This is a genomic window from Shewanella xiamenensis (genome assembly GCF_014647135.1).
Classification (GTDB): Bacteria; Pseudomonadota; Gammaproteobacteria; order Enterobacterales; family Shewanellaceae; genus Shewanella; species Shewanella xiamenensis.
Window position 1 is genome coordinate 19373 of sequence record NZ_BMOP01000016.1, and the last position, 24845, is coordinate 44217.

General features: G+C 47.5%; 25 protein-coding genes. 9 read left to right on the plus strand and 16 right to left on the minus strand.

The window, feature by feature from the left end:
• Positions 1-30: 30 nt before the first annotated feature.
• The 4 genes from prc to IEY09_RS13930 all read right to left on the minus strand — a co-directional run bounded on the left by prc (position 31) and on the right by IEY09_RS13930 (position 3796).
• Positions 31-2076: a carboxy terminal-processing peptidase gene (prc, locus tag IEY09_RS13915; protein ID WP_037426471.1), complete on the minus strand. Its 2046-nt coding sequence runs from the start codon at positions 2074-2076 to the stop codon at positions 31-33.
• 28 nt (positions 2077-2104) lie between these two features.
• Positions 2105-2746, minus strand: a complete 642-nt coding sequence (proQ, locus tag IEY09_RS13920; RefSeq protein ID WP_139122669.1) for an RNA chaperone ProQ — start codon at positions 2744-2746, stop codon at positions 2105-2107.
• A gap of 277 nt (positions 2747-3023) precedes the next feature.
• Positions 3024-3482, minus strand: coding sequence for a free L-methionine (R)-S-oxide reductase MsrC (gene msrC, locus IEY09_RS13925; RefSeq protein ID WP_037419288.1), 459 nt, complete (start codon positions 3480-3482; stop codon positions 3024-3026).
• A gap of 14 nt (positions 3483-3496) precedes the next feature.
• Positions 3497-3796, minus strand: coding sequence for a YebG family protein (locus IEY09_RS13930; protein ID WP_037419285.1), 300 nt, complete (start codon positions 3794-3796; stop codon positions 3497-3499).
• A gap of 205 nt (positions 3797-4001) precedes the next feature.
• Between IEY09_RS13930 and IEY09_RS13935 the strand changes: the two genes are divergently transcribed.
• From IEY09_RS13935 to IEY09_RS13945, 3 genes are read left to right on the plus strand one after another with little or no spacing between them, the layout of a single operon-like run.
• Positions 4002-4637: a paraquat-inducible protein A gene (locus tag IEY09_RS13935; RefSeq protein WP_037419282.1), complete on the plus strand. Its 636-nt coding sequence runs from the start codon at positions 4002-4004 to the stop codon at positions 4635-4637.
• Between the two features lies 1 nt (position 4638).
• Entirely contained in the window at positions 4639-5256 is a 618-nt protein-coding gene (locus tag IEY09_RS13940) for a paraquat-inducible protein A (RefSeq protein ID WP_037419279.1), read from the plus strand.
• Positions 5243-7879, plus strand: coding sequence for a PqiB family protein (locus tag IEY09_RS13945; RefSeq protein WP_088585495.1), 2637 nt, complete (start codon positions 5243-5245; stop codon positions 7877-7879). The genes IEY09_RS13940 and IEY09_RS13945 overlap by 14 nt, the downstream gene beginning before the upstream one ends.
• Positions 7880-8003: 124 nt before the next feature.
• On the opposite strand, the gene IEY09_RS13950 is transcribed toward IEY09_RS13945, so the two are convergent.
• Positions 8004-9230: a spore maturation protein gene (locus IEY09_RS13950; RefSeq protein ID WP_088585494.1), complete on the minus strand. Its 1227-nt coding sequence runs from the start codon at positions 9228-9230 to the stop codon at positions 8004-8006.
• Positions 9231-9384: 154 nt separating this feature from the next.
• On the opposite strand from IEY09_RS13950, the gene rsmF reads away from it, so the two are divergent.
• A complete protein-coding gene (gene rsmF / locus IEY09_RS13955) occupies positions 9385-10833 on the plus strand; it encodes a 16S rRNA (cytosine(1407)-C(5))-methyltransferase RsmF (RefSeq protein WP_188871514.1) in 1449 nt (482 codons plus the stop codon).
• 256 nt (positions 10834-11089) lie between these two features.
• Here rsmF and IEY09_RS13960 read toward each other — a convergent pair whose 3' ends face one another.
• From IEY09_RS13960 to apbC, 9 genes are all read right to left on the minus strand, one after another.
• A complete protein-coding gene (locus IEY09_RS13960; RefSeq protein WP_188871516.1) occupies positions 11090-11878 on the minus strand; it encodes a TatD family hydrolase in 789 nt (262 codons plus the stop codon).
• A gap of 128 nt (positions 11879-12006) precedes the next feature.
• Positions 12007-12333 carry a PilZ domain-containing protein gene (locus IEY09_RS13965; RefSeq protein WP_037419265.1) on the minus strand — a complete coding sequence of 109 codons (327 nt, stop codon included), beginning with the start codon at positions 12331-12333 and terminating at the stop codon, positions 12007-12009.
• A 6-nt stretch (positions 12334-12339) separates the two neighbouring features.
• Positions 12340-13296, minus strand: a complete 957-nt coding sequence (holB, locus tag IEY09_RS13970) for a DNA polymerase III subunit delta' (RefSeq protein ID WP_188871518.1) — start codon at positions 13294-13296, stop codon at positions 12340-12342.
• Positions 13290-13919 carry a dTMP kinase gene (gene tmk, locus IEY09_RS13975; protein WP_037419259.1) on the minus strand — a complete coding sequence of 210 codons (630 nt, stop codon included), beginning with the start codon at positions 13917-13919 and terminating at the stop codon, positions 13290-13292. Before tmk ends, holB begins: the two co-directional genes overlap by 7 nt.
• Positions 13916-14926, minus strand: a complete 1011-nt coding sequence (gene mltG / locus IEY09_RS13980; RefSeq protein ID WP_188871519.1) for an endolytic transglycosylase MltG — start codon at positions 14924-14926, stop codon at positions 13916-13918. Before mltG ends, tmk begins: the two co-directional genes overlap by 4 nt.
• Complete coding sequence (gene pabC, locus IEY09_RS13985; RefSeq protein ID WP_188871521.1) at positions 14923-15732, minus strand: aminodeoxychorismate lyase; 810 nt, start codon at positions 15730-15732, stop codon at positions 14923-14925. Before pabC ends, mltG begins: the two co-directional genes overlap by 4 nt.
• Positions 15733-15737: 5 nt before the next feature.
• Positions 15738-16319, minus strand: a complete 582-nt coding sequence (dcd, locus tag IEY09_RS13990) for a dCTP deaminase (RefSeq protein WP_188871523.1) — start codon at positions 16317-16319, stop codon at positions 15738-15740.
• A 29-nt stretch (positions 16320-16348) separates the two neighbouring features.
• A complete protein-coding gene (gene udk / locus IEY09_RS13995) occupies positions 16349-16987 on the minus strand; it encodes a uridine kinase (RefSeq protein WP_011072566.1) in 639 nt (212 codons plus the stop codon).
• Between the two features lie 11 nt (positions 16988-16998).
• Entirely contained in the window at positions 16999-18114 is a 1116-nt protein-coding gene (gene apbC, locus IEY09_RS14000; RefSeq protein WP_037419322.1) for an iron-sulfur cluster carrier protein ApbC, read from the minus strand.
• 160 nt (positions 18115-18274) lie between these two features.
• On the opposite strand from apbC, the gene metG reads away from it, so the two are divergent.
• Positions 18275-20305, plus strand: coding sequence for a methionine--tRNA ligase (metG, locus tag IEY09_RS14005; protein ID WP_188871531.1), 2031 nt, complete (start codon positions 18275-18277; stop codon positions 20303-20305).
• 378 nt (positions 20306-20683) lie between these two features.
• Positions 20684-21640 carry an AEC family transporter gene (locus tag IEY09_RS14010; RefSeq protein WP_188871533.1) on the plus strand — a complete coding sequence of 319 codons (957 nt, stop codon included), beginning with the start codon at positions 20684-20686 and terminating at the stop codon, positions 21638-21640.
• Positions 21641-21734: 94 nt separating this feature from the next.
• Here IEY09_RS14010 and IEY09_RS14015 read toward each other — a convergent pair whose 3' ends face one another.
• Both IEY09_RS14015 and IEY09_RS14020 read right to left on the minus strand, forming a co-directional pair.
• A complete protein-coding gene (locus tag IEY09_RS14015; RefSeq protein ID WP_037419248.1) occupies positions 21735-22487 on the minus strand; it encodes a Nif3-like dinuclear metal center hexameric protein in 753 nt (250 codons plus the stop codon).
• Between the two features lie 75 nt (positions 22488-22562).
• A complete protein-coding gene (locus IEY09_RS14020; RefSeq protein WP_188871535.1) occupies positions 22563-23033 on the minus strand; it encodes an outer membrane lipoprotein in 471 nt (156 codons plus the stop codon).
• Between the two features lie 54 nt (positions 23034-23087).
• On the opposite strand from IEY09_RS14020, the gene aat reads away from it, so the two are divergent.
• From aat to infA, 3 genes are all read left to right on the plus strand, one after another.
• Positions 23088-23798, plus strand: a complete 711-nt coding sequence (gene aat, locus IEY09_RS14025) for a leucyl/phenylalanyl-tRNA--protein transferase (RefSeq protein ID WP_037419237.1) — start codon at positions 23088-23090, stop codon at positions 23796-23798.
• Complete coding sequence (locus IEY09_RS14030) at positions 23788-24504, plus strand: arginyltransferase (RefSeq protein WP_037426504.1); 717 nt, start codon at positions 23788-23790, stop codon at positions 24502-24504. Before aat ends, IEY09_RS14030 begins: the two co-directional genes overlap by 11 nt.
• Positions 24505-24586: 82 nt before the next feature.
• Complete coding sequence (gene infA / locus IEY09_RS14035) at positions 24587-24805, plus strand: translation initiation factor IF-1 (RefSeq protein WP_006081934.1); 219 nt, start codon at positions 24587-24589, stop codon at positions 24803-24805.
• Positions 24806-24845 lie beyond the last annotated feature (40 nt).

A 24845-nucleotide genomic window follows, 5' to 3' on the forward strand; every position in this document is an offset into this window, starting at 1 on the left:
TAAGGTAAGGTAAACAGACGTAACTTCCGCCTATTTAGTGCCAGCGTTAGCTAGCTTTTTCGCATCCACCATATCTAGAGTGATATAAGCCGTTTCATCTAAAAATGCATCTGGCGCAGCAACATCATCTTTAATATCTTCCATAGATTTAACTGGCGCTAAACCATTGGCTACGCGACGCTCATTGGTTCTATCGAGCACTTTCTTCTCATCAGCTTCACGTGATGCAATACGCTCACTTTCCACTAAGGAGACAGTTTTCTCTTTGTGATGCTTTTTAAAGTCAGCAATATCTTGATTGATATAGTTAAACTCAACACTGTTTTGAATACGGGCAAGGTGCTTTTTCTCTAAACTCGCCACCAGTTCAGGGGTGATATCATTTAGCGTACCGTATTGCGCCATCGGGACTTTGTCCCAAGGCAAAGCATTCTTCTCTTCAGCTTCACCATACTCACCAGGCTCTAACGCACTTGGATACGCAATATTCGGCGTCACACCTTTGAGTTGTGTACTACCACCGTTAATGCGATAAAACTTCTGAATGGTATATTGCACATGGCCGATAGGCTTCTCGTACATATCGTAGATCCGACCTAGGCTCTTATGCTGTTGTACTGTGCCTTTACCGAAACTGGACTCACCAACAATCAATGCACGATCATAGTCCTGCAATGCTGCTGCAAAAATCTCAGAAGCTGATGCGCTGTAACGGTCAACCATCACGGTCAACGGACCTGCGTAGGTAGTCTTGCCATCGTTATCGCGGTGAGCTGACACACGGCCATCGGCATCACGGATTTGCACCACAGGGCCCATGTCAATAAAGAGTCCGGTCAGTAACACGGCTTCGGTTAATGCACCGCCGCCATTACCACGTAAATCGATAACGACACCTTCGACTTTCGCTTCGTTGAGTTTAACGAGTTCCTTTTCCACATCCTGGGATAAATTCATATAGAATCCAGGAATTTGGATAACTCCGACTTTACGATTGGCGTATTCACCGTCTTTAGGCTCGATGATTTTAGAAGTCGCGGCACGGTCTTCTAAGCGAATCTTGTCACGTACTAAAGTGACATTAAACGGCTTAGCATTTGAGCCACCTTTCTTCGGTAAAATCTGAAGAACGACTTTACTGCCCTTAGGTCCTTTGATGAGCTCAACCACATCGTCTAAACGCCAGCCGATAACATCAACGATCTCGCCGCCCTCTTGGCCAACACCAACAATCTTATCTTCTGGTGACAGTTTTTCACTGCCAGCGGCAGGACCACCCGCGATTAAACTCTTAATCACAGTGTAATCATCTTCGAGCTGTAACTGCGCGCCAATCCCCTCTAGGCTCAAGTTCATTTCCATTTGGAAACGCTCAGCATTACGGGGGGATAAATAGCTAGTGTGCGGCTCAATGCTGCGAGAAAATGCATTCATCACCGCTTGGAACACATCTTCACTATTGGTCTGAGTCAGACGTTTGATGGCGTTGTTATAACGTTTTTGCAGAATCTCAACAATTTCAGGCCATTTTTTGCCAGTAAGCTTGAGATTCAACGCATCGTATTTCACTCGCTGACGCCAAAGCTCATTGATTTCAGCTTGATCTTTTGGCCAAGCGACATCTTCCCTATCGTACTCGTAGGCATCACCAGGAACGGTAAAATCCATTTCTTTATCGAGCAGAGAAAGCGCGTACACAAAGCCTTCGTAGCGACGTTTTTGAACCAAATCAAACATTTTGTAGGCAGGGTCGAGTTCACCTGAACTCAGCATATCGTCAAACTGATTGATATAAGGCTTAAAACTGTCGACATCGGCTTGGGTCAGCACATTGCGACGGTAATCAAGTTGCTGTAAATAGCGGTCAAAAATCTGCGCAGAAAACGCGTCATCGAGCGCAAATCGATGGTAATGCGAACGAGTGTATAAATCTGTCACTCGTTTACTGGCCACTTTATGCTGCGCTTCCTGCTTGAGAGTGGGTAACTCGCTGATTTGAATCGTAGGAGGCACAGCCCAAGCCGAGAATCCGACAAAAACAGTGGCGATGGATGTAGCCAAAATGAGTTTTCGCATCAACAAGTTACTCCGTTAGATTAAATGATTACAGCAGAATATGTTCTGCTTTCACTTTTATCGTTAAGCCGCTATCAAGCTGAACATGAATGTCTTCTTTGTTAATGTCAGTGATCACGCCGGCTACTGGCGTCATACCTAACTTAACATTGACACGCTGTTTCTTAGCTAAATCGGTCAATTGCGCTTGGACTAAGTTAACAGCAGGTTCAGCCTTAGGAGCCACTTTGGCAGGACGCTCAGTCTTGCGGGCAGGAACAGCTACTTTCTTAGGGGCCTTTTTCGCTGGAGCTTTGCCAGCCGGAGCCACTTTGGTAGCTTGAGCAGCACGCTTAGCCTTGGCTTTTTCTTGGCTTTCTTTCAACATGGCTTGAGCATGATCGATATGTTCTTGCTCTAGCTCGCCACAAGGTTGACCATCAAGATCCACACGCTGGGCACCAGCTTTTACCGATTTGAGGTAACGCCAACTGCTAGTGTAGCGTCTTAACGCCACGCGCAATTGAGTTTTACTGACTTTAGAATCATCAGCCAACCTTTCAGCCAAATCTTGAAACAATCCGATTTTTAATGGCTTAGTTTCACCTTCAGCAATAAAGCACAAAGGAAATGTTTCATACAAATACGCCAAAATTGCGTTGGTGTCGGTCAACTTATCTGTTGATTCCATCATTACTTCCACAGTTAAAAAGGGACATCGAATTCGAGGTGATATAAATCAGCTTCTTACGTGTCGTTTATCTTGGTTAAGCTCACAATTGAGCCAAAGTACAAATTAACATTCTCGCCGAGTTAACTAAAGTTAAAAAATATCAGTTAACCATTTTTTACGGCTAAACCTCTCAGGTTTATTCGGGCCATGCCCAAACAAGCCTTATCAGGGCATGCGCTATTATAAGGCGCACGCCACCGATTGCGACTATGAATTATGCGTTATTGTACGCAAATTAAGCAAATAGGCAGTTTTCGAAGCTTTTTACCAATAATTCCAAGCCCTTTTGGTCTTCTTCGTCAAAGCGGTCAAAAATAGGGCTATCAATATCCAGTACAGCAATCACCTGACCATTAGCGCGAACAGGGATAACAATTTCGGAATTACTGGCCGCATCGCAGGCGATATGTCCATCGAATTGATGCACATCGGCAACCCGTTGAGTTTGATTAGCCAGTGCTGCAGTGCCACACACGCCTTTACCCATCGGAATGCGGGTACAAGCCACTTTACCTTGGAATGGGCCTAATACTAACTGTTCGCCGCGCATAACGTAAAAACCTACCCAGTTTAGTTCGGTTAGGTTGTCATTAAGCAGGGCTGAAAAGTTAGCCATGGCAGCCACTAAATCATCTTCGCCTTCGAGTAACGCTAACGCTTGACGGTTCAGTGATTCATAAAATTGCGGTTTCATATGCTTCCTAAAAATTATTCAGCAGCATCGTCCTTCTTAGACGCTTTTTTGGCTGTGTTTGGTTTTGTTGGCGTACTATTAACTTGAACCACACCTTTAAGCAAGTTTGTTAGCTCATCTTTATTGTTAGCAAAATAGAATGCGAGCTGTTCGGTTAGACTTTCATCAATCCCAAGTTCCGCTTTCTGAATAAATGGAATGAGGTTATCAGCGATGTCGAGCATCTTATCGTAGGCATCAGCCTCCTTTTTCGATGTGAATGTCATCTTTTCTACCCCTTCTCTTACCACGACAAACTGTGTAATAACTGCCATGACCGCCCTCGCACTGTTTTTATATACAGTAACCAGAATGACATAAAGTGAACTAGTGATGCAAGTGTTCTGATTATTCTGATATTATGACTGCGCTTTATGTTGTGGAGATGGGTCAATCAATTTGATATCTCACCTTATAATTTGTTGTTTTCGGATTATTTGCTCAATCTCAGTGGCTTTGGGGCTAATATAATATTTTTATATGCATGACAATACAGCAGAAAACTCTGTAATCCTCTGTCGTTCCTGCGACTTGGCCATTCGGAAACGTGCCCTCCCAACTGGGGTCAGAGCATTGTGTCCGCGTTGCAACACCGCACTTTATGACACTCCATACTGTTCAGTAAATGGCATGTTGGCACTGTGCATTACCGCGTTGGTGTTCTATTTTCCTGCTAACTTTTTTCCTGTGCTAGAAATCCATTTTCTGGGCAGTATTCGCACAACAACGGTATTTCAAGGCGCTTTTGCCGTCTTCGAACAAGGTTATTGGGTGGTGGGATTAGCCGTACTTGCTGCCGCAGTGGTTGGCCCTGGTTTATTGATCCTATCGATTCTTGCGCAAATTTTGATTATAAAATGGGGGCTTGCAAGCCCATTTTGGCGCCATAGTCTCAAACAATTACTCACATTTCAGGGGTTCCTTTCGCAGCTGACGATGCTTGAGATTTATGTGATTAGCTTCCTCGTCTCATCATTTCAATTATCTGATTTTTCGGATATTTATTTTGGAATGGGTACCTTTTGCTTCACCATGCTTTTTTTAGTCACCCTGTTTTTACAGCGTGAATACGATATTGAGCATATGTGGGGTCTTCTTATGCAGGAACATCACTGATATGAAGCAGCAAGGAAAGGATTTAGGCCTGTGTTTGTGCCGCGTTTGTAGGCAACTCAATAGCAGTGAGGATAGCCACTGTAGTCGTTGTGAGTCAGAATTACAGGTCCGCGATTACAACAGCTTACAAAAAAGTTGGGCGCTGCTTATTACTGCCGCCATTTTATTGGTTCCAGCCAACCTCTATCCCATTACGGTGCTCACCAATCAGGGAAAGGTACGTCACGATACGATCTTTTCCGGAATTGTTCATTTAGTCCAATCGGATATGTTACCCATCGCCATTATTGTGTTTATTGCCAGTATTTTAGTGCCTTGGGTAAAGATTATCGGCTTAGCCACTTATCTGTGTGCTATCAGTTTCAACCTGCCAATTTCAAAGCAAAAACTTATGGTGGGATTTCATGTTATTGAGTGGATTGGCCGCTGGTCGATGCTCGATTTATTTGTGATCTCGCTGACCGTTGCCCTGGTGAATATGGGGCAATTACTCGATGCAAAGCCTGCACCCGCGGCCACGGCATTTGCATTGGTGATTTTACTGACGCAACTTGCCGCAAAAGTTTTAGACACTCGTTTACTCTGGGATCGACTGGAACCTCAAGATGACACAAATTGAATCGCCAAAAGTTGTGAAGAAAAAGCTCTTTTCGCCGATTTGGCTGCTCCCGATTGTGGCGCTCGCGCTTGGCGCATGGCTGGGTATTAAGAGCATCAAAGAATCGGGCATTGAAATTCAAATCCACTTCCCCAGTGCCACTGGGATCGACGTTGGCAAAACCTTAGTCAAATACCAAGGCTTAACCGTTGGTAAGGTAAAAGATATCGGTATTGATGATGATCTTAAAGGCGTTAACGTGAAGGTGATGATGGACTATCGCGCTAAGCCTTTCTTAAATAAAGAAACCCTCTTCTGGTTAGTTACCCCAAAGGCCAGCATCACAGGCGTTGAAGGTCTGGATGCGCTGTTTTCAGGCAACTATATTGCAATCCAACCAGGCAAAGGCAATGCCGCCACCTTGTTTGAGGCAGAACGCCAACCGCCACCAATGCAAATTGGCTCCGAAGGGGTAATGATTGAACTGACGGCCGATAAACTCGGCTCATTAGATGTGGGCTCGCCAGTGTTCTTCCGTCAAATCCCTGTGGGCAGCGTGGTCAGCTATCGTTTAGATGGTAATGCCAGAGTCATTATTAGTGCGTTTATCCAAGAGCAATATGCGCGTTTAGTGAAGAAAAACTCTCACTTTTGGAATGTGTCAGGCGTTAAAGTCGATGCTAGTTTAGCGGGCATTAAAGTCAACACTGAGAGCCTTGCTTCTATCCTTGCGGGTGGCGTGAGTTTCAGTTCCGATGAAAAAGCGCCTGCGGCACAAAATGGCGACAGTTTTGCTCTCTATGATTCCGAAACCAGCGCCCTTGGCGGGATTGAAGTCAGTCTGACCATGAGTGATGGCAATGCTATTGATAAAGGCACTCGCATTGTATATCGCGGCATCACCATTGGTGCAGTTCAAAGCAAGCAACTCACCGCTGCAGGTGTAACTGCGGTGGCAAAATTTGAGCCTGAATACGCCAACCTATTAACTCGGGACGGCCAGTTTTGGCTTGAAGGCGCCGATATTTCGCTCTCAGGGATCAAAAACCCCGAGCGTTTACTCACAGGAAGCGTGATTAACTTTTTACCCGGCACCCATGCTAATTCGGCACTGCCAAGTAGTTTTGCCTTGCAATCCTCTGCTCCTGATGTGCTACAAGCGAAAAAACTTAAGGCAACAATAACCTCGCCCGAAAACATGGGCTTAACCGCTGGCGCCGAAGTGCGTTACAAGCAATTACCTATCGGTCAGGTGCTCGAGGTGAAATTAACCAAAGATCTGTCGGCCGTTGAATATCTACTCGAGCTGCAACCTGAATTTGCCAGCTTAATCCGCAGTGATAGCTATTTTGTTCCCGAATCAGCGTTGAGCGTCGATGCGTCTCTTGATGGTGTATCGGTCAAAGCACGCGATCTAGCGACATTAACTAAAGGCGCGGTGAGTCTTATCCCTGGTACCAGTAATACCCCGCTGGCGGCAAATGCGCGTTTGCCACTATTTAGCTCAATGGATGAAGCTAAGCAATTCTTTGTCCGTCAACAGCGTTTATACTTTACTCTCATCAGTGCTGATGGCGCCGATGTTAGTCAAGGATCTCCGATTTACTATAAAAAAATGCAAATTGGTAGCGTGGAGTCGGTCAACTGGCAGAGTAAAACCGAAGACTTTGCGATTAAGATCGCTATTGATAAGCAGTTCCAACCCTTAGTGCAAAAACCTAAAGTCTTTTGGCGTAACAGTGCCGTGGATGTCAGCGCCAGTCTTGCGGGTATTGATGTCGCCGTTGCTCCACTACAAGGCGCGTTAAAGGGCAGTATCAGCTTAGGTTTATTGGACAGTTCAACGACTGAGCCTAATGCGGCACTTAAACTATACGAAAGTAAACAGCTCGCCTTAGCGCAGGCTCAAGCAATCAAACTCACCTTACCCGCCTCGGCAAAATTGGCTGCAAAAGCCGCCATTCGTTACCAAGGTCATCAGGTGGGTGAAGTGACGCAAGTTAAGCTCAATACCGATTTAACCACCCTTACAGCCACCGCCTATCTCTATGGCGACTATGCCGAGCATTTCAGCCGCAGTGATACTGAGTACCATATGGTCGAAGCGCAAATATCTTTAGCAGGCATTAAAGCGCCAGAAACCTTAATCACTGGGCCATATATTGGCGTGTTACCGGGTAAGAGCAAGCAAAAGGCGAGTCAATTCCAGGCCAAATTGGTTGAGAGCAGCTACGCCAACGTGGCCGAAGATGCGCTTAAGTTTACCTTAGAAGATAGCAACCTTGGCTCGATGAAAGTCGGCACGCCTATTTTCTTCCGCGGCATTAAAATCGGCCAAATCGATGGTTATAGCCTGTCGTCTCAAGGTAACAGTGTACTCATGCAAGCGCACATTGAGCCCCAGTACAGTCACTTAGTAAATCAGAGCAGTCAGTTCTGGGACGCCTCAGGCATTAAAGTCGATGTAGGTATTTTCTCTGGTGCACAAATTGAAGCCGGTTCGCTCGAAACCCTATTAGCGGGCGGCATTAATGTTGCAACCAAAGAAACAACTCAAGAGAGTAACCGCCTCAGCGAAGGCGCAGTGATTAAACTGCAGCATAAAGCCGAGCGTGAATGGCAAGAATGGGCTCCGGCGCAATAGCCTCCCATGCAATAAATAATCGCGCTATTGATGTAAGCTAAAACGCTAAAGTATTTAAACGCGACATTAACATCAGGTGCATTTGGTCAGTTCCAATGCGCCTGATTTTTTCATATAACGCTGCTTAGCCATAGAACCAATAACAGACCGCAATAGCTGCACTAATCCCTGCAAAATCCGCCGTTAGACCACAGGCGAGCGCATGGCGCCCATGACGAATACCCACTGAACCAAAGTAAACCGCCAGCACATAGAAAGTCGTTTCAGTGCTGCCTTGGAAAATCGCCGCCAATCGACCAGCAAAGGAGTCCACTCCGTGGTGTGCCATGGTTTCGAGCATCATCGCTCGCGCGCCCGAACCACTAAAGGGTTTCATCAACGCCGTAGGCATAGCATCGACGAAGCGAGTATCAAACCCGAAAAGACTCACGCAACTCGCAATCAGTTGCAGCAGATAATCCAACGCGCCCGATGCCCTAAGTAAACCAATCGCCAGCAGCATGGCTAGAAGATACGGGATCAGTTGTATCGATTGGTTAAACCCCGCCTTAGCGCCTTCGATAAACTCATCATAAATCGCCACTTTTCGCACGCCTGCCACCAGCACAAAACTGAAAACTAACAGTAGTAATACCCCGTTGCCCAAGGCAGTCGACACAGTGCCAATCGCGTCAGCCGTTAAGGTCATCAAATAAAAACCACTGGCAACTAATGCCGACAGCAGCACTGCGCCATATCCGAGTACCACGGCATTGAGCAGTGAAAGCCGCTGCACAACAGCAACGATCAGAAGCCCTGCTAATGTCGAGGCAGAGGTTGCGAGGAGTATGGGTAAAAAAATGTCTGCCGGAGCCGCCGCGCCCTGCTGAGCACGGTATAAAAACACCGTGACAGGCACTAAGGTCACCGAGGAGGTATTGAGCACTAAAAATAGAATTTGTGCGTTGGTGGCAATGGTTTTGACCGGATTAAGACTCTGCAAATCCTGCATTGCCTTTAAACCTAATGGAGTAGCGGCATTATCCAATCCAAAAATGTTGGCCGTTAAGTTCATCGTCATACTGCCAAATGCGGGGTGTCCTTTAGGCACTTCGGGCATTAAGCGGCGCAGCAGTGGCTCAAATACAAAGGCAATCGCCCCAACAACACCGGCTTTTTCACCAATTCGCATTAATCCCATCCACAGAGACAACACACCCACTAAGCCTAAGGCGATTTCAGCGGCGAGTTTAGCGCTGGCAAACAAGGCCTCAACCGCGTTGGCAAGCACATCGATATGCCCATTAAAAAGCTGTATTGCCATCGCCAACAGCGATGTGAGGAAAAACACTAACCACACCCGATTTAGCACTCTGCCCCTTCCTTATTGTTATTCAAACTGTTTATTCGTGTCGCTTTGTTTATTTAACGCAAATCTGAACCAACGATAGTAGAGGGATAAAATCCCAGCCCCACTAAGGGATTATGATATACTTGCCGCAGTTGATACACAGCCAAATTCCGTTATGGTTCAATTAAATCAAAATTTTATCAGTACAATTGCCCAAGAATTGCCCGCCCATCTCTCAATGGATGACTTTATTGCGGCCTGTTCAAGACCACTACGTCGCTCAATTCGCGTCAACACCTTAAAGATCAGCAGCGAAGATTTTAAGCGTTTGATGCAGCCGAAAGGTTGGACCTTCGAGCCTATTCCCTGGTGTGAGGATGGTTTCTGGATAAGCTATGATGAAGAAGACCAGCTCGGCAACGCCCTGGAGCATATTCAGGGATTGTTCTATATCCAAGAAGCCAGCTCCATGCTGCCCCCTACAGCGTTATTTACCCCGAATGCAGATTGGCAATGTGTCTTAGATTTAGCCTCGGCGCCTGGATCTAAAACCACCCAAATGGCAGCGTTAATGAATAATCAAGGCTTATTGGTTGCCAATGAATATTCCGCTAGCCGCGTCAAAGTACTCCATGCCAATGTGCTGCGCATGGGCGTGAGTCACTGCGCTCTAACCCACTTCGATGGCCGAGTATTTGGTGAGTATCTGTATGAAAGTTTTGATGCGGTATTAATTGATGCGCCTTGTGGCGGTGAAGGCACGGTCCGTAAAGATGCGGACGCGTTAAAATCTTGGTCGCTCGATGAGGTTCTTGCGATTAGCGAAACCCAAAAAGCCTTAATCGAATCCGCATTTTTGGCCTTAAAACCGGGTGGCAGTTTGGTTTATTCAACCTGCACCCTTAATCGGCACGAAAACCAAGGTGTATGTGAATATTTGCAGCAAACCTATGGCGATGCAGTGCTATTTGAATCCTTAAGCCAATTGTTTGATGGCGCCGAAAAAGCCACTACGCCAGAAGGCTTTTTGCACGTCTGGCCGCAAATTTACGACAGCGAAGGCTTTTTTGTCGCTAAGTTGACTAAAACCCGTTCGGTACCACGCCTACAGCCTGAGCCGAAATTGCAAAAGAATTTCCCCTTTACGGAGGCGAGTGCCAAACAAGCCAAAGCCATTCAAGCCTATTTTACCGATGATCTGGGTATCGAACTGCCCGATGATCTCATTATGGTGCGCGACGATGAGTTTTGGCTATTTCCCCATGAATTTAAAGACTTTATTGGTAAAATGCGCTTTCAGCGGATTGGGGTTAAGCTTGCCGATCACAGTAAACATGGCTTTAAAGTGCGCCATGAGGCGATTATTGCTCTAGCGGGTAAAGCGCTTAAAGCGGGGGCAAAAAATGGCGCGAAAGTCGTCGAAGTGAGCGATGAGCAGGCAAAAGAGTATTTGATGGGACGAGATATTCCCCTCGATACGGCTGGCAAAGCTCAGGGTGAAGTGATTGTCTGTTATGGCGGCGCGCCCTTAGGCATGGCTAAACACTTAGGCAATAAATTAAAAAACAACCTGCCCAGAGACTTAGTGAAAGATAAAGTGTTATTGCTACCACCGCAGACATAATGGTTATAAATAGGTGATTTTTTAGCGAGAAATAACCTAAAAAACGGGGCAGAGAAAGTGTTACTCATACTAAACTCAACTACACTGAGTCTATTGTAAAGTGCTCTCTATGGCACTTTCGTCTGTAGCGCACGGCTCTTCAACGAGCCATTCCCCTAGGCCCAAACAGCTAGAATCGTTTTGGGCCTTTTTTTATGGGCTTGCGTTTTAACGAATATGAGCAAAATTGTGCTCACAAGAGAGGGGCAAACCGAAATCAACGCCCAATCAAGCGCGCCGCATCCTTAAATAAGCTAAAGAAGTTATCACTGGTGTACTGCGCAAGATCTTCGTAACGCTCTCCGCGCAGCTCTGCCACAAACTCGGCCACATCACGCACATAGGCGGGTTGATTTTCCTGTCCACGGTGTGGAATAGGCGCAAGATAAGGCGAATCGGTTTCGACCAATAAACGCTCTTTCGGCACTTTGCGGATCACCGTTCTTAACTCACCAGCATTTTTAAAGGTTACAATGCCTGAAACGGAAATATAAAAACCTAAGTCAATCGCCGCCTTGGCCATTTCCCAGTTTTCGGTAAAGCAATGCAACACGCCACCGACTTTGTCCGCCTGCCCCGCTTTAAGCATGTTGATGGTGTCTTCACGGGCATCACGGGTATGTACAATCAGCGGCTTATCCACTTCAACCGCCAAGGCAATTTGTTGCTCAAAACATTGCTGTTGCAGGGCTTTAGTTTCATCGGCATAAAAATAATCTAACCCAGTTTCACCAATGGCCACCACTTTGGGGTCCATTGCAAAACGGCGAATTTGCTCCACATCGAGGCCGTCTTTCACATCCAGCGGATGCACGCCCGAAGATAAAAACACCTGCTCGAAACCCGCAACCTTGTCGCGCATCGACTCAAATCCCTGCTGGCGCACATTGACACAGAGCATATAGTCGACACCGCGCGCCTTAGCGTTGGCGAGGATGAGTTCTAGGGAGGGTTGATCGGGCGCCGCTTTCAGGCGATCGAGATGGCAATGTGAATCGATAAGCACAACAATGTCCAAGCAGAGAAACAAAAAGGAGCACAAGGATACTCAGCGATGGGATCGAGGTCAAATTTCGCTAAGGCTTCACTCAGCACTTAATACTCAGTGTCGACCCTAGCTGACCACTCTATGCATTACATCGTGCAGGTTAAGTCACCAGAGGCGAGTTCACGGGATAACAATTTTTCAATATGGTGTTTATGGCTGTCGGGCTCTGAGACTATCTTGATACCAATCCCAGCAGGACGTCCACCCGATGCTCCCAAAGGATTGATCCACACAACGACGCCACGAAATTCGTTTGAGGTGGTCGCGCCGGGTAAACGATAGGCGATGGTTAAGGTCTCACCGAGGTAATGGGTTTCCCCGGTGGCGACAAACAGCCCTGCCGGTTTGATAAACGGCATATAGGCGCGGTAAAGCTGATGTAAGGTATCAAAATTGACGACAAGATCGACCATGGCATGTTACTTATTTGTTATTTCTTTATATTCTAAGACATAACTTTGACACAAGCCTAAATAATTGACACTCGGCATTGCACTTAAGCTATGACACATTCCCATGATTTTCGCCGCCAAGTTCCCTATTTGCGCTTGCACAAACGCATCTTGGTCGCCGTACTTCAATAAAACTTGTCTCAGGAGTAAGTATAAAACCTTAAGAGCATCAATGATTTGTTGTTCACTTATCGTTAACAAACTAGCACACAGATGGCCCGACGACAAACTTTGCGCCCAATCTTTGCGAAACCCTAACAAGGCTTGATAACGACTGGGTTGCGTACCGTCAGATTGCAAACTTTCGGCCAACTTTAATGGGCCACCGACCACACTCAAGCACCAAGTCACATCCTCTTGGATCTGGCATTGCTGAATTAACCAGTTTTTGATCAACATTTTAGACGGCGTCACAAAGGGAAGCCGCTGACAACGACTACTGATCGTGGCCATTAAACGTGCGGGTGTGTCGGAATGTAATAGTAGTAAGGTGTCTTTACCCGGCTCTTCGAGCGTCTTGAGTAGCGCATTGGCAGAGGCTGAGTTTAAACGCTCGCTATGGTGGATAATGGCTACACGGCGGCCACTTTGCTGGGCAGTCGCACTTAAGCGGCTACAAAGCTCACGAATTTGATCGACTTTGATTTGATGGCCATCGGCCTCGATTTGATAAAAATCAGGATGATTACCCGCATCAAATAACTGGCAGGACTTACAAAAACCGCACCCGCCCGCGGGAGTGGGTTGTGAACACATGGCGGCGCGCGCCATAAATACACTCAAAAGTTCACCGCCATAGGCAGAATCGATACCCACGAGTTGCGCGTGGGGGACTTTTTGAGTTTGCAACTGGGTTAAAAACGCCTGCCTTGGCGCATCGAGCCAAGGCAGGGTTAATACATCAAATCCGCTTTGCGTTACCATGCCATCGCCTGTAACACGGCCAGAATATCTTTATGGACTTCGGCCATGGTTTGGCTGGCGTCGATAACGACAATCCGCTCATCTTCGCTGGCAAGCTTGAGGTAAGTTGCGCGCGCCCGTTCAAAAAAGTCGATGGCTTGCTGCTCAATTCTATCAAGTTCGCCCCGCTTTGCTGCACGTTGCAGTCCAAGCTTAGGGTCAAGGTCAAGATAGAGGGTTAAATCGGGTTTAAACCCTTTGAGCGTTGCGTTACTTACGGCTTCGACTAAAGGCATTAAGCCACGTCCGCCGCCTTGGTACGCTAAAGATGACAGATTGTGTCTATCCCCCAACACCCACTTGCCTTGTGCCAATGCAGGTTTGATGACATTGGCGACGAGCTGGGCTCTGGCGGCATAGATCAATAAACATTCAGACTCATCACATAAAGGATCGTTTGGGTCGGCAATTTTCACTAAATCACGAATGCGCTCGGCCAGCGGCGTGCCGCCTGGCTCGCGGGTGCAAACAGGCGCAAGCCCGGTGTGCTTTTCAATAAAATCGCGAATAAGGGCAATCGCACTCGATTTACCGGCGCCTTCCAGTCCTTCAACAACGATGAATTTGGCGGATGCTTGGGTCATTTTTTCTTTCTCTGATAAATATCGACGGCGCGGTTATGTTCTTCCAAAGTGGTCGAAAATACATGGGTACCATCGTTACGCGACACAAAATACAAATAACTGACCTTGGCGGGTTTCGACACTGCCTGTAATGAGGCCTTGCTCGGTGCCGCAATCGGTGTTGGCGGTAAGCCGAAAATCCGATAGGTATTAAACGGTGTCTCTTCGAGTAAATCTTTACGGGTGATATTGCCTTTAAATCTGTCTCCCATGCCATAAATCACCGTGGGGTCGGTTTGCAGCTTCATGCCTAGATTCAGTCGATTAATAAAGACGCCGGCGATTTGATCACGCTCAAAGGCTTGACCAGTTTCTTTTTCGACAATCGATGCCAAGATCAGCATTTGGTAAGGTGATTTAAGCGGTAAATCGGGCACACGCTCTGCCCACGCTTTGGCGAGTTCTTGCTCCATCATTTTATAACTTTGGGTCAGCAGTACCTTGGCATCACTGTCAGCGGTGTAATGGTAAGTATCGGGGAAGAATTTACCTTCGGGCAATGCCGAATCGTCCCCCTGCTCCATTAATACCGCACTAAAAACCTCTGGGGTCAGTTGTAAATGAGGCGCACTTGCCAGTTGTTGTTCCCACTCGGCAATGGTTTTGCCTTCGACTAAGGTCAGGCTAAAAGTTTTCACCTTGCCATTGACTAAATCGTTAAGTAAGTCGGCAAGCGTCTGCGAGGGTGACATTTCGTACAGACCAGTGCGGATCTTCGCCAGCTCTGGGCGCAATCTCAGTAACCATTTGAGTTTCCATTTGTCTTGGATAACGCCATCGGTTTCTAACTGCAGCGCCAACTGGTGCACACTCGTACCACGGGCAATGGTTAATTCTTTGGCTTCGGTTAACGCTAATGGCGTTTGGCTGTAATCAATAATCGTACGGTAACCCCAATAACCCGCCAAGCAAGCTAAGGTCAGCAAGGCCAATAAGGTAGAGCTTGCGATCAGAATGAGTTTTTTCATAGTGAGAGTGAAAGTGTGTGTCTAAGATCGGCAGTCAAAGGAGAAGGCTTGAAACTGTGCGAATCGATCGCCAGTACATCCACCACGCCTAAGATGCTGTTAGTGATAAATGCCGAGTCAAACTCCACTAAACGCTCGGCGCCAAAGGGCAAACAATCAATATTCATCTGCCGTGCAAGTAAGGCTAACATCACTTGCTCGCGCATGACACCCGCAACGCCGCAGCGCGCCAAAGATGGGGTAATCACTCGATGGCCTTTAACAAAAAAGATATTCGCCATCGAAGATTCAATCACCTGCCCATTACAATCCAGCACTAACCAATCATCAAAACCCTGTGGTAAGGGTTGGGATTTGATTAACACTTGCTCGAGGCGATTAAGGTGTTTTATCCCCGCCAATAAGGGTTGATGACCTAATTGGACTGCGGAGGTTTTAAGACGAATACCCAGTTGTTGCCACGCAGCATAATGGGTAGGAATGGGATGAACAGAAACGATCTCCGTAACATTTACCTGCTCAGGCGGGGCATAGCCTCTGCCTCCAACACCGCGTGTGATCATCAATTTAATACAGTGATGCGGGTACTGTGCAGCAAGTGTATTGAGCTGCTCGGCAAGGGCTGAACTCATTTGCCAGTCAAACCCAAGTCTTGCAGCGCCAGCCGTAAGACGGGCTTGATGCTGCTCAAAAAACAAAATACCACACTCGCTACTTCGCATCGTAGCAAAGAGGCCATCACCATAGGCAAGTCCCCTGTCCATAGGAGCAATGCTTGCCTGTGAAACCCCATTAACCCAAATCAAGGGTATTAGTCCTGACTGATACGGCTAGCAACCGCATCCTGTTGATCTTTATACTTGGCATTTTTGCGCTTGTTATACGGACGCGCCACTGGGCCACTTAAACGTTCAAAGTTTAACGCACCAATGGTCATCCGTGGGCGCAGCGCTAAAGGCAACTTACCGCTGTTGTAAAACTCGAGCACGATTTTGCCCTGCCAACCCGGATCAATCCGGTGCGCAGTGACGTGCACCATCAAGCCTAAACGCGCCAGAGAGGAGCGGCCATCGAGCCAACCGACGATATCGGCAGGCAGTGCCACACTCTCATAGGTCACGGCGAGCGCCAATTCACCGGGATGCAGGAAGAAGGCTTCGCCGTCGGGGATTTCGATGATTTCGCTCATCACCCGATCGAGCGCCGCCTGCACTTCAATACTCGGACCACTGAGGTCGATAAAAGGCGCAGTATGATCCTTAAAGACGCGAAATTGCCCACCTAAGCGCACATCCACACTGACGCCAGAAATCGCATCTATGCTTGGGCGAGGTTCTATAACGATAGTGCCGTTATCAAGGGCCTGTTCAATTTCGATATCGGTTAAGCGCATCTTGCCTTTTACTCCCTGAGTTTTAGTCGTTATTTTGCCAGTAAATGTTGAATACGAGTCTTCAAAATATCGGTCGCGATACGGTTTTTACCGCCGCGAGGCACGATAATATCAGCGTATTGTTTAGAAGGTTCAATAAATTGCAGGAACATAGGACGCACTGTCTTCTTGTACTGTGAAATCACTGACTCCATCGTACGGCCACGCTCGGCCACATCGCGGGTTAAACGGCGCAGGAAGCAAATATCTAGCGGCGTATCCATAAACACGCTCGCATCCATCAATTCACGTAATTTAGGGTCTGTTAACAGCAGAATGCCCTCTAAAATGATCACTTTTTTCGGGGTCATTTTAACGGTTTCGGCCATACGCGTATGTTCGGTATAGCTATAGCAAGGGATATCAACAGCTTCGCCAGACTTTAGCAACTGCAAGTGTGTGCATAGCAGCTGATGGTCTAACGCCTTGGGATGGTCGTAGTTAGTTAACACACGCTCATCCATGGATAAATGACTCTGATCGCGGTAGTACGCGTCTTCGTTAATTACCCCAATCTGATCTGTGCCTAAATCGCGGCGAAGTTCGTCAAAAATCGTCTTGGCAATTAAACTCTTGCCCGATGCTGACGCGCCAGCAATTGCAATAATGACACACTGCTGAGAATTCATACCCTTAAACCTTACTCGTCATCTGATACGCTAATAGAAACTGTTTTCTGGCTCTGTTTAAGTGCCAATTCGGCGCCCACTTTACGGGCAATTTCCCGATAAAGTGCCGCCACTTCACTGTCAGGCTCGGCCACCACCGTCGGCGCACCCACATCCATGGCTTCACGGATATTGATATGCAACGGTAAGGCGCCTAACAGTGGAACTTGATAACGCTCGGCCATTTTACTGCCACCGTGCGTACCAAATGGGTGTTCTTTATGACCACACTCGGGACATAAATGGAAACTCATATTCTCAACAATCCCGAGGACGGGGATATTCACCTTCTGGAACATGGTGATGCCTTTCTTGGCATCGGCCAGCGCGATGTCCTGAGGGGTGGTCACAATCACAGCGCCACTTACTGGCACTTTTTGTGACAAGGTCAATTGAATATCACCAGTCCCCGGCGGCATGTCGACCACCAGATAATCCAATTCAGGCCACTGGGTTTCATTGAGCAACTGCGCAAGCGCGCCCGCCGCCATAGGGCCACGCCATACTGCGGCTTCATCACCACTTAACATAAAACCAATCGATTGAGCGGCAATGCCATGGGCACTGGCGGCGCTCATGTGTTTACCATCGAGGGAAACGGGTCTGAAGTTGGGGATCCCGAGCATTAATGGGACGGAAGGACCATAAATATCGGCATCTAAAATACCGACCTGGGCACCTTCTGCTGCCAGTGCTAAGGCAAGGTTAACCGCCGTGGTCGATTTACCCACACCGCCTTTGCCTGATGCGACGGCAATCACTTGCTTCACATTGGCAATCGGTGCAATAGAGGCAATCGCCGAATACACTTTTGGTTGGAAATCGATTTCGCACTCAACTTCGTCGATGGCATCCAGCACCGCGAGTTTGTTGGTGAGTGCCATAACAGTATCACGGTATTGGGTCATACAAGGGTATGGATAGACTAAGCCAAGCTGCAAACGCTTACCTTCAATCGCCAATTTATTCACGCATCCTGCGCTCACTAACCCCTTCGCTAAATACGGGTCGATATATGCATCGAGAATGGCCAGAACGGGCCCGAGAAGATCGTCACTTAAACGATAATCAGTTTGAGTTGAAGACAAAAGAATTACCCCCACCAATAAATTTGCCCAAGTGTACCAGATAATGACAAAAACATTAGCGCAGATTTAACCCAATCGACTCAGGTTTTGATGAAAATCATCCTGTAATCGGTTAGTATCTCTACCATTATTTTTGGCCCACCACGATATTTGAGACAAGATGGCAACTTCACAACGTAAAATTCTCGTGACCAGCGCACTTCCCTACGCGAACGGACCGATTCATTTAGGTCACATGCTGGAATACATCCAGACGGATATCTGGTCGCGTTATCAAAAGCTTCGTGGACATGAGTGCCACTATATTTGTGCCGATGACGCCCACGGCACACCGATTATGCTTAAGGCGCAGCAATTAGGCATGGCGCCTGAAGAAATGATCGCTCAAGTCAACAAAGAGCATCAACAGGATTTCGCCGATTTTAATATCGCCTTCGATAATTATCACAGCACCCACAGTGAAGAAAACCGCGTGCTGGCGAGCGATATTTACTTAAAACTGCGCGCTAATGGCTATATCAAGAGCAAGAGCATTTCGCAGTTATTTGACCCTGAAAAGTCGATGTTCCTGCCAGACCGCTTCGTAAAAGGCACCTGCCCTAAGTGTAAGTCACCGGATCAATACGGCGACAACTGTGATGCCTGCGGCGCAACTTACAGCCCAACTGAGCTGATTAACCCTAAATCGGCAGTATCGGGCGCGACGCCTGTGATGAAGGACACTGAGCACTTCTTCTTCGACTTACCCGCTTTCGAAGACATGCTCAAAGAGTGGACTCGCTCGGGTGCGCTGCAAACCGAAATGGCCAACAAACTCGACGAATGGTTCGAACAGGGTCTGCAGCAATGGGATATCACCCGCGATGCGCCTTACTTTGGCTTTGAGATCCCAGATGCACCGGGCAAATACTTCTACGTATGGTTAGATGCGCCTATTGGCTACATGGGCTCATTCAAAAACCTCTGTGACAAACGCCCTGAGCTAAGCTTCGATGAATTTTGGGCGAAGGATTCTAAAGCCGAGGTTTACCACTTTATCGGTAAGGACATTGTCTACTTCCACAGCCTGTTCTGGCCAGCCATGCTCTATGGCTCGGGCTACCGTCAACCTAACAGCGTCTACGCCCACGGTTATGTAACAGTAAACGGCGCTAAGATGTCTAAATCTAAGGGCACCTTTATTAAGGCGCGTACCTATTTAGACCACTTAGATCCTGAATACTTACGCTACTACTACGCCGCCAAACTGAGCAGCCGTATCGACGATCTCGATCTGAATTTAGAAGACTTCGTACAACGCGTAAACTCAGACTTAGTGGGCAAACTCGTTAACCTTGCGTCTCGTACCGCTGGCTTTATCACTAAGCGTTTCGAGGGCAAGTTGGCCAAGATTGCCGACACTACGCTCACGGATGCGTTTTTAGCTAAGCAAGAGCAAATCGCCGAGTTCTATGAAACCCGCGAATACGGTAAAGCGATGCGCGAAATCATGGCACTGGCCGATATCGCCAACGGTTTTGTCGCCGATGCCGCGCCTTGGCAGTTAGTGAAACAAGACGATCAACAGGAAGCGGCGCACCAAGTGTGCTCGAATGCTCTGAACCTGTTCCGCATTCTAGTCACTTACTTAAAACCTGTGTTGCCACGTTTAGCCCAGGACGTTGAAGCCTTCTTCCAACAGACCTTAACTTGGGATGCGCTAAACCAAGATATGGCGGGACATGAAATTGCACCATTCAAAGCCATGATGCAACGTGTTGAATTAGACAAGGTTAACGCTATGGTGGCCGACTCTAAAGAAAACCTGCAAGCTACAAGCGAGCCTGAAGCGCCTAAGGGTCCACTGGCGAGCGATCCGATTAGCGACACCATCAACTATGAAGATTTCGCTAAAATCGATCTGCGTATTGCGCGTATCGTCAAAGCCGAGCATGTGGCCGAAGCCGACAAACTGTTAAAACTGCAATTGGATATCGGCGGCGAAACCCGTCAGGTATTTGCAGGCATTAAATCAGCCTATTCGCCAGAGGATCTCGAAGGCAAGTTGACTGTGATGGTTGCCAACCTTGCACCACGTAAGATGCGTTTTGGCATGTCAGAAGGCATGGTATTGGCAGCTGGCCCTGGTGGCAGCGATTTGTGGATTTTAGAACCCCATGAAGGTGCACAGCCTGGTATGCGGGTGAAGTAAAACACAGAGCACGACCCAAGCTACTGCTAAACCGAGATAAGGCCGCATAAAATGCGGCCTTATTTGTTGGTAAAACATCCCGTTACGCTTTTCTGGAAGTGTAACGGGATGCGCTCTCGACAAGCGACTCACTGTGGGACACTATCGCGCCTGTGGCTAAGTGACTGTGGTTAAGTGACTTTAGCTAAATTTATCTAAATGACGGTGTAAAAGCCACTCTATCTAGCCAGCGATAAGTTAACGGTAATAGCTAAGCGTGAATCGACCGCTAACACTAAGCAGTCATGGCTGAGCTGTAATTGCTGTTGAAATTGCTGTTGTAATAGCCAAGCCGCACTGTGTCGCGGCAACGCACTATGGAATTTTCGAGGAGAAGTTATGGGCAATATCATTGAGCAGCTGTTGTTTTCTGCTTCAATAACCGGTCCCATCTGTTTAATGTTAGCCCTAGGCGTGATACTTAAACGCACTCAAGTGATTGACGAGCACTTTATTGATATCGCTTCTAAGCTGGTTTTTAATGTCACCCTGCCGGCGCTGTTGTTTCTCAGCATCATCAGCTCGCATCACGATCTTGCCGCCAGTGCGCCATTAATCGGTTATGGCTTACTCGCCAACTTACTGTTTTTTATCCTCTCGACCTACGCGACGAAACGATTTTTCCCCGAGCCGAAGGATCAAGGCGTTATTATTCAAGGGGGATTTAGGGCCAATACCGCCATTATCGGCTTAGCCTATGTCTCTAATGCCTATGGCGAATCAGGCGTTGCTTTAGCGGCCGTTTATGTCGCGTCCATGACGCTGCTCTACAATATTCAAGCCGTAATTTGTTTAAGCCCACGGGGAGAGGAATCGAGCCGCCGCGCCTTTGCAGTGATCATTAAAACCATCACTAAAAACCCGCTGATCATTGCCATTATGCTCGGCATGCTGTTTTACCTGCTGGCGATCCCAGTACCGAAAATGATCCTCGATGCCGGGCAATACTTTGCCAATATGACACTCCCCTTAGCACTGCTGTGTACAGGCGGCTCATTGGATATTGGCTCGCTCAGACATGAAAAGTATGCCACTTGGTTCTCAACCGCCTTAAAACTGATCTTTGCGCCACTGTTTATCACCCTAGGCGCCTTGATACTTGGCTATCGCGGAGTTGAACTTGCATTAGTGTTTTTGATGAGCGCCGCGCCCACAGCGGCCGCAAGTTATGTGATGGCGCGGGCCATGGGGGGAAATGCCACGCTTGCGGCCAATATTATCGCCTTAACCACCGTTTGCTCGCTGCTCACCTGCACCTTAGGCATTTTTATCCTGTCGACCCTAGGGCTTATTTAAACTTAGGACTGATTTGAACTTAAGGTTGATTTACATAAGACAAAGGCGAGCATGGCTCGCCTTTCATTTACAAAATGTCGATAAAGCAACATTGTTAAACAGGGTTAGCGATATCTACAAAATGGTGTACCAAATTAAATTCGCGAGCGAGATGACGCCCCAGCGCCTCAATGCCAAAACGCTCGGTCGCATGGTGACCCGCCGCATAATAGTGAATTCCCTGCTCCACGGCGCTATGGTAAGTACGCTCTGACACTTCACCACTGATAAACGCATCCACACCAAGACTCGCGGCAACATCGATATAATCCTGCGCACCGCCCGTACACCAAGCTAAATATTGGATTTCATCCGAACTCTCGCCAATATGCAGCGGCGCTCTGCCAAGCACTTCGTCTAAGGTCGCGGCAAATTCACTGGCAGTGACGGGTAAATCGAGCTTTCCACGCCACACTAATCCCTGTGCCACATCTTCTACTGCTTCAGCATCGATGATCCCCAGTTTGCGGCCTAAGACCGCATTATTACCTAACATTGGATGGGCATCTAAGGGCAAGTGATAACCAAACAGATTGATATCGTGGGCGAGTAAGGCTTTGATTCGGCGCTGCTTCATGCCGGTGATCACCTCAGGCTCACTCTTCCAGAAAAAACCATGGTGAACCAAAATCGCATCGGCTTTGAGGCGAATAGCCTCATCGATTAACGCTTGGCAAGCAGTCACACCTGTCACTATGGTGCGGATATCTGCTTTACCTTCAACCTGCAAACCATTGGGGGCGTAATCTTTAAAGGCCGATATCCGCAAAAAATCGGCTAAATATTGGGTTAGTTCTGTCCTTGTCATTCCATCACCGTTTAACGTTCTTTATTAATGTTTGGCAGTTAAGCTTAATTTCCTCGCGTTAGTTGCATGGCTTAGTTACATGGCTAAATCAACGCGAACCCCACCTTGCAGGTACACCACACGTACCCTATCCCCCGCATTGAACACCATGCCAGGGTCATAATCTTGGATCACCATGACTTGCGTGCCGTCTTCCTGAGTGATCATCAGCTCCACGAGCTTGAGCGATTGCACCGTTGTGCCACTGCCATAACGATTGCCAACCCCAGTACCAATTAAGGCGCCTAATATTGTCGCAATATCTTGGCCAGAGCCACCACCAAATTGATGGCCGATAACACCACCCGCTAATGCGCCACCGAAAGTTTTCCAACCTTGGTTTCGGTCTTCAATTAATTGGGTTTCGGTGATATTGCGTACTGAGTTGATATCGCCATAGAGGACTTTTTCGACCGGCACCGCCTGATTACGATCGTAACCTGCTTGCACCGGAGAAATCACTAAAGCACAAATAAACATAAAGCTCGCTAGTGTAGGTTTCCACATATCCGAATTTCCGCTAACTTAGTATAAGGGTCTATTACTGAATCATACGCAATTGTGAACTCACTGTCTTTTCTGAATCACGAATTTGAAGCTTTTCCTTCACCCGAACTCGCCCTCACCGATCCAAACGGCTTATTGGCGATAGGCGGTGACCTACGCCCAGAGCGTTTGTTGACCGCCTATTATCACGGCATTTTCCCTTGGTTTAACGCCGAGGATCCTATTTTATGGTGGTCACCCGATCCCCGCGCCATTTTTATTCCAGGCCAAGTGAATATCAGCACCAGTTTACGTAAATATTTAAAAAAACAGCCTTGGTGCTATACCATCAATCATGCCTTTACCGATGTGATGGCGGGTTGTGCTCAACCTCGGCGTAAACAAGCTGGCACTTGGATAACCCATGAAATCCAAATGGCCTACCGTGAGCTACACCATAATGGCCATGCCCACTCAATCGAAGTTTGGCACGGCGAACGATTAATCGGTGGGCTTTATGGTCTCGCCATCGGCCAAGTGTTTTGTGGCGAATCCATGTTCCACCGCGAAACCAATGCGTCAAAGGCGGCCATGGCGGTGTTGCAACAACATTTAATCAAAATGAATTTTAAACTTATCGATGCACAGGTAATGAATCCCCACCTTGAGAGCTTAGGGGCAAAACCCGTTAAACGTGCGAACTTTATACAACTCTTAACCCAGTTTAGGGATAACACGGTCAATCCTGCAGCTTGGATACCAAGTGAGGTCACACTTGAACTCTAACGCGAGTAACACCCCAATCGCCATTGGGATCAGCCAAATTTTCCCCTGCAGTTACCTCGATGGTCAGCAGGAGCAACTGTTAGTCATTCAGGAGGAAACCCTCGACCCAATACTATTTGAGCGGCTACTCGCCATAGGTTTTCGCCGCAGTGGCAGCGCCATTTATAAACCCCGTTGCCCCCGTTGCAGTGCCTGTCAGCCGATTCGGTTACCAATTAAAGAATTTACACCGTCTAAACGGCAAAAGCGCACCCTAGCCCATAACCGTGATTTAACTTGGCGCATCACCTCAGAACATACCGAGGCTCAATATGCCCTATATGAAAAATACATCCGTGAGCGCCACTTCGATGGCCCAATGTTTCCGCCAAGCAAAACCCAATATGAACAATTTTTATTCTGTCATTGGCTGCCCCCCACGTTTATTGAAGTCTATGATGGCAATAGACTTGTGGCTGTAGCAGTGACAGACACTCTGCCCAATAGTTTGTCAGCCATTTACAGCTATTTTGACCCCGATGAAGAACGCCGCTCCCTTGGCGTATTGTTGATCTTACTCCAGTGCAGATTGGCTAAAATGCAGGGTAAAGATTTTCTTTATCTGGGATATCAAATTGATGCAAATCGGAAAATGTCCTACAAACGCTTATACCGCCCTTATCAGATTTTAACCCCCCAAGGCTGGGAGTATTCCCAAGTTTGCTAGGCACATCCCCTTTACAGCAAGGTGAATTTGCGGCATGATACGCCCGTTTTTTATATTCGAAGGCTAATGGGATAAATAATTAATGGCGAAAGAAGATAACATTGAAATGCAAGGCACTATCCTTGAAACCTTGCCAAACACAATGTTTCGCGTAGAGCTTGAAAATGGTCATGTGGTGATAGCCCACATTTCAGGCAAAATGCGCAAAAACTACATCCGGATCCTGACTGGTGACAAAGTAACAGTTCAGTTGACCCCTTATGATCTGACCAAAGGTCGTATTGTCTTCCGCGCACGCTAATATTCCCCTTTAGTTGAAAAACCCGGCGAGGCCGGGTTTT

What these genes read in the sequence shown, in the direction of transcription:
- prc (WP_037426471.1), bottom strand. Translation starts at nt 2,076, where the DNA reads ATGCGAAAACTCATTTTGGCTACATCCATCGCCACTGTTTTTGTCGGA.
- proQ (WP_139122669.1), bottom strand. Translation starts at nt 2,746, where the DNA reads ATGGAATCAACAGATAAGTTGACCGACACCAACGCAATTTTGGCGTAT.
- msrC (WP_037419288.1), bottom strand. Translation starts at nt 3,482, where the DNA reads ATGAAACCGCAATTTTATGAATCACTGAACCGTCAAGCGTTAGCGTTA.
- IEY09_RS13930 (WP_037419285.1), bottom strand. Translation starts at nt 3,796, where the DNA reads ATGGCAGTTATTACACAGTTTGTCGTGGTAAGAGAAGGGGTAGAAAAG.
- IEY09_RS13935 (WP_037419282.1), top strand. Translation starts at nt 4,002, where the DNA reads ATGCATGACAATACAGCAGAAAACTCTGTAATCCTCTGTCGTTCCTGC.
- IEY09_RS13940 (WP_037419279.1), top strand. Translation starts at nt 4,639, where the DNA reads ATGAAGCAGCAAGGAAAGGATTTAGGCCTGTGTTTGTGCCGCGTTTGT.
- IEY09_RS13945 (WP_088585495.1), top strand. Translation starts at nt 5,243, where the DNA reads ATGACACAAATTGAATCGCCAAAAGTTGTGAAGAAAAAGCTCTTTTCG.
- rsmF (WP_188871514.1), top strand. Translation starts at nt 9,385, where the DNA reads ATGGTTCAATTAAATCAAAATTTTATCAGTACAATTGCCCAAGAATTG.
- IEY09_RS13965 (WP_037419265.1), bottom strand. Translation starts at nt 12,333, where the DNA reads ATGGTCGATCTTGTCGTCAATTTTGATACCTTACATCAGCTTTACCGC.
- holB (WP_188871518.1), bottom strand. Translation starts at nt 13,296, where the DNA reads ATGGTAACGCAAAGCGGATTTGATGTATTAACCCTGCCTTGGCTCGAT.
- tmk (WP_037419259.1), bottom strand. Translation starts at nt 13,919, where the DNA reads ATGACCCAAGCATCCGCCAAATTCATCGTTGTTGAAGGACTGGAAGGC.
- mltG (WP_188871519.1), bottom strand. Translation starts at nt 14,926, where the DNA reads ATGAAAAAACTCATTCTGATCGCAAGCTCTACCTTATTGGCCTTGCTG.
- dcd (WP_188871523.1), bottom strand. Translation starts at nt 16,319, where the DNA reads ATGCGCTTAACCGATATCGAAATTGAACAGGCCCTTGATAACGGCACT.
- udk (WP_011072566.1), bottom strand. Translation starts at nt 16,987, where the DNA reads ATGAATTCTCAGCAGTGTGTCATTATTGCAATTGCTGGCGCGTCAGCA.
- metG (WP_188871531.1), top strand. Translation starts at nt 18,275, where the DNA reads ATGGCAACTTCACAACGTAAAATTCTCGTGACCAGCGCACTTCCCTAC.
- IEY09_RS14010 (WP_188871533.1), top strand. Translation starts at nt 20,684, where the DNA reads ATGGGCAATATCATTGAGCAGCTGTTGTTTTCTGCTTCAATAACCGGT.
- IEY09_RS14015 (WP_037419248.1), bottom strand. Translation starts at nt 22,487, where the DNA reads ATGACAAGGACAGAACTAACCCAATATTTAGCCGATTTTTTGCGGATA.
- IEY09_RS14020 (WP_188871535.1), bottom strand. Translation starts at nt 23,033, where the DNA reads ATGTGGAAACCTACACTAGCGAGCTTTATGTTTATTTGTGCTTTAGTG.
- infA (WP_006081934.1), top strand. Translation starts at nt 24,587, where the DNA reads ATGGCGAAAGAAGATAACATTGAAATGCAAGGCACTATCCTTGAAACC.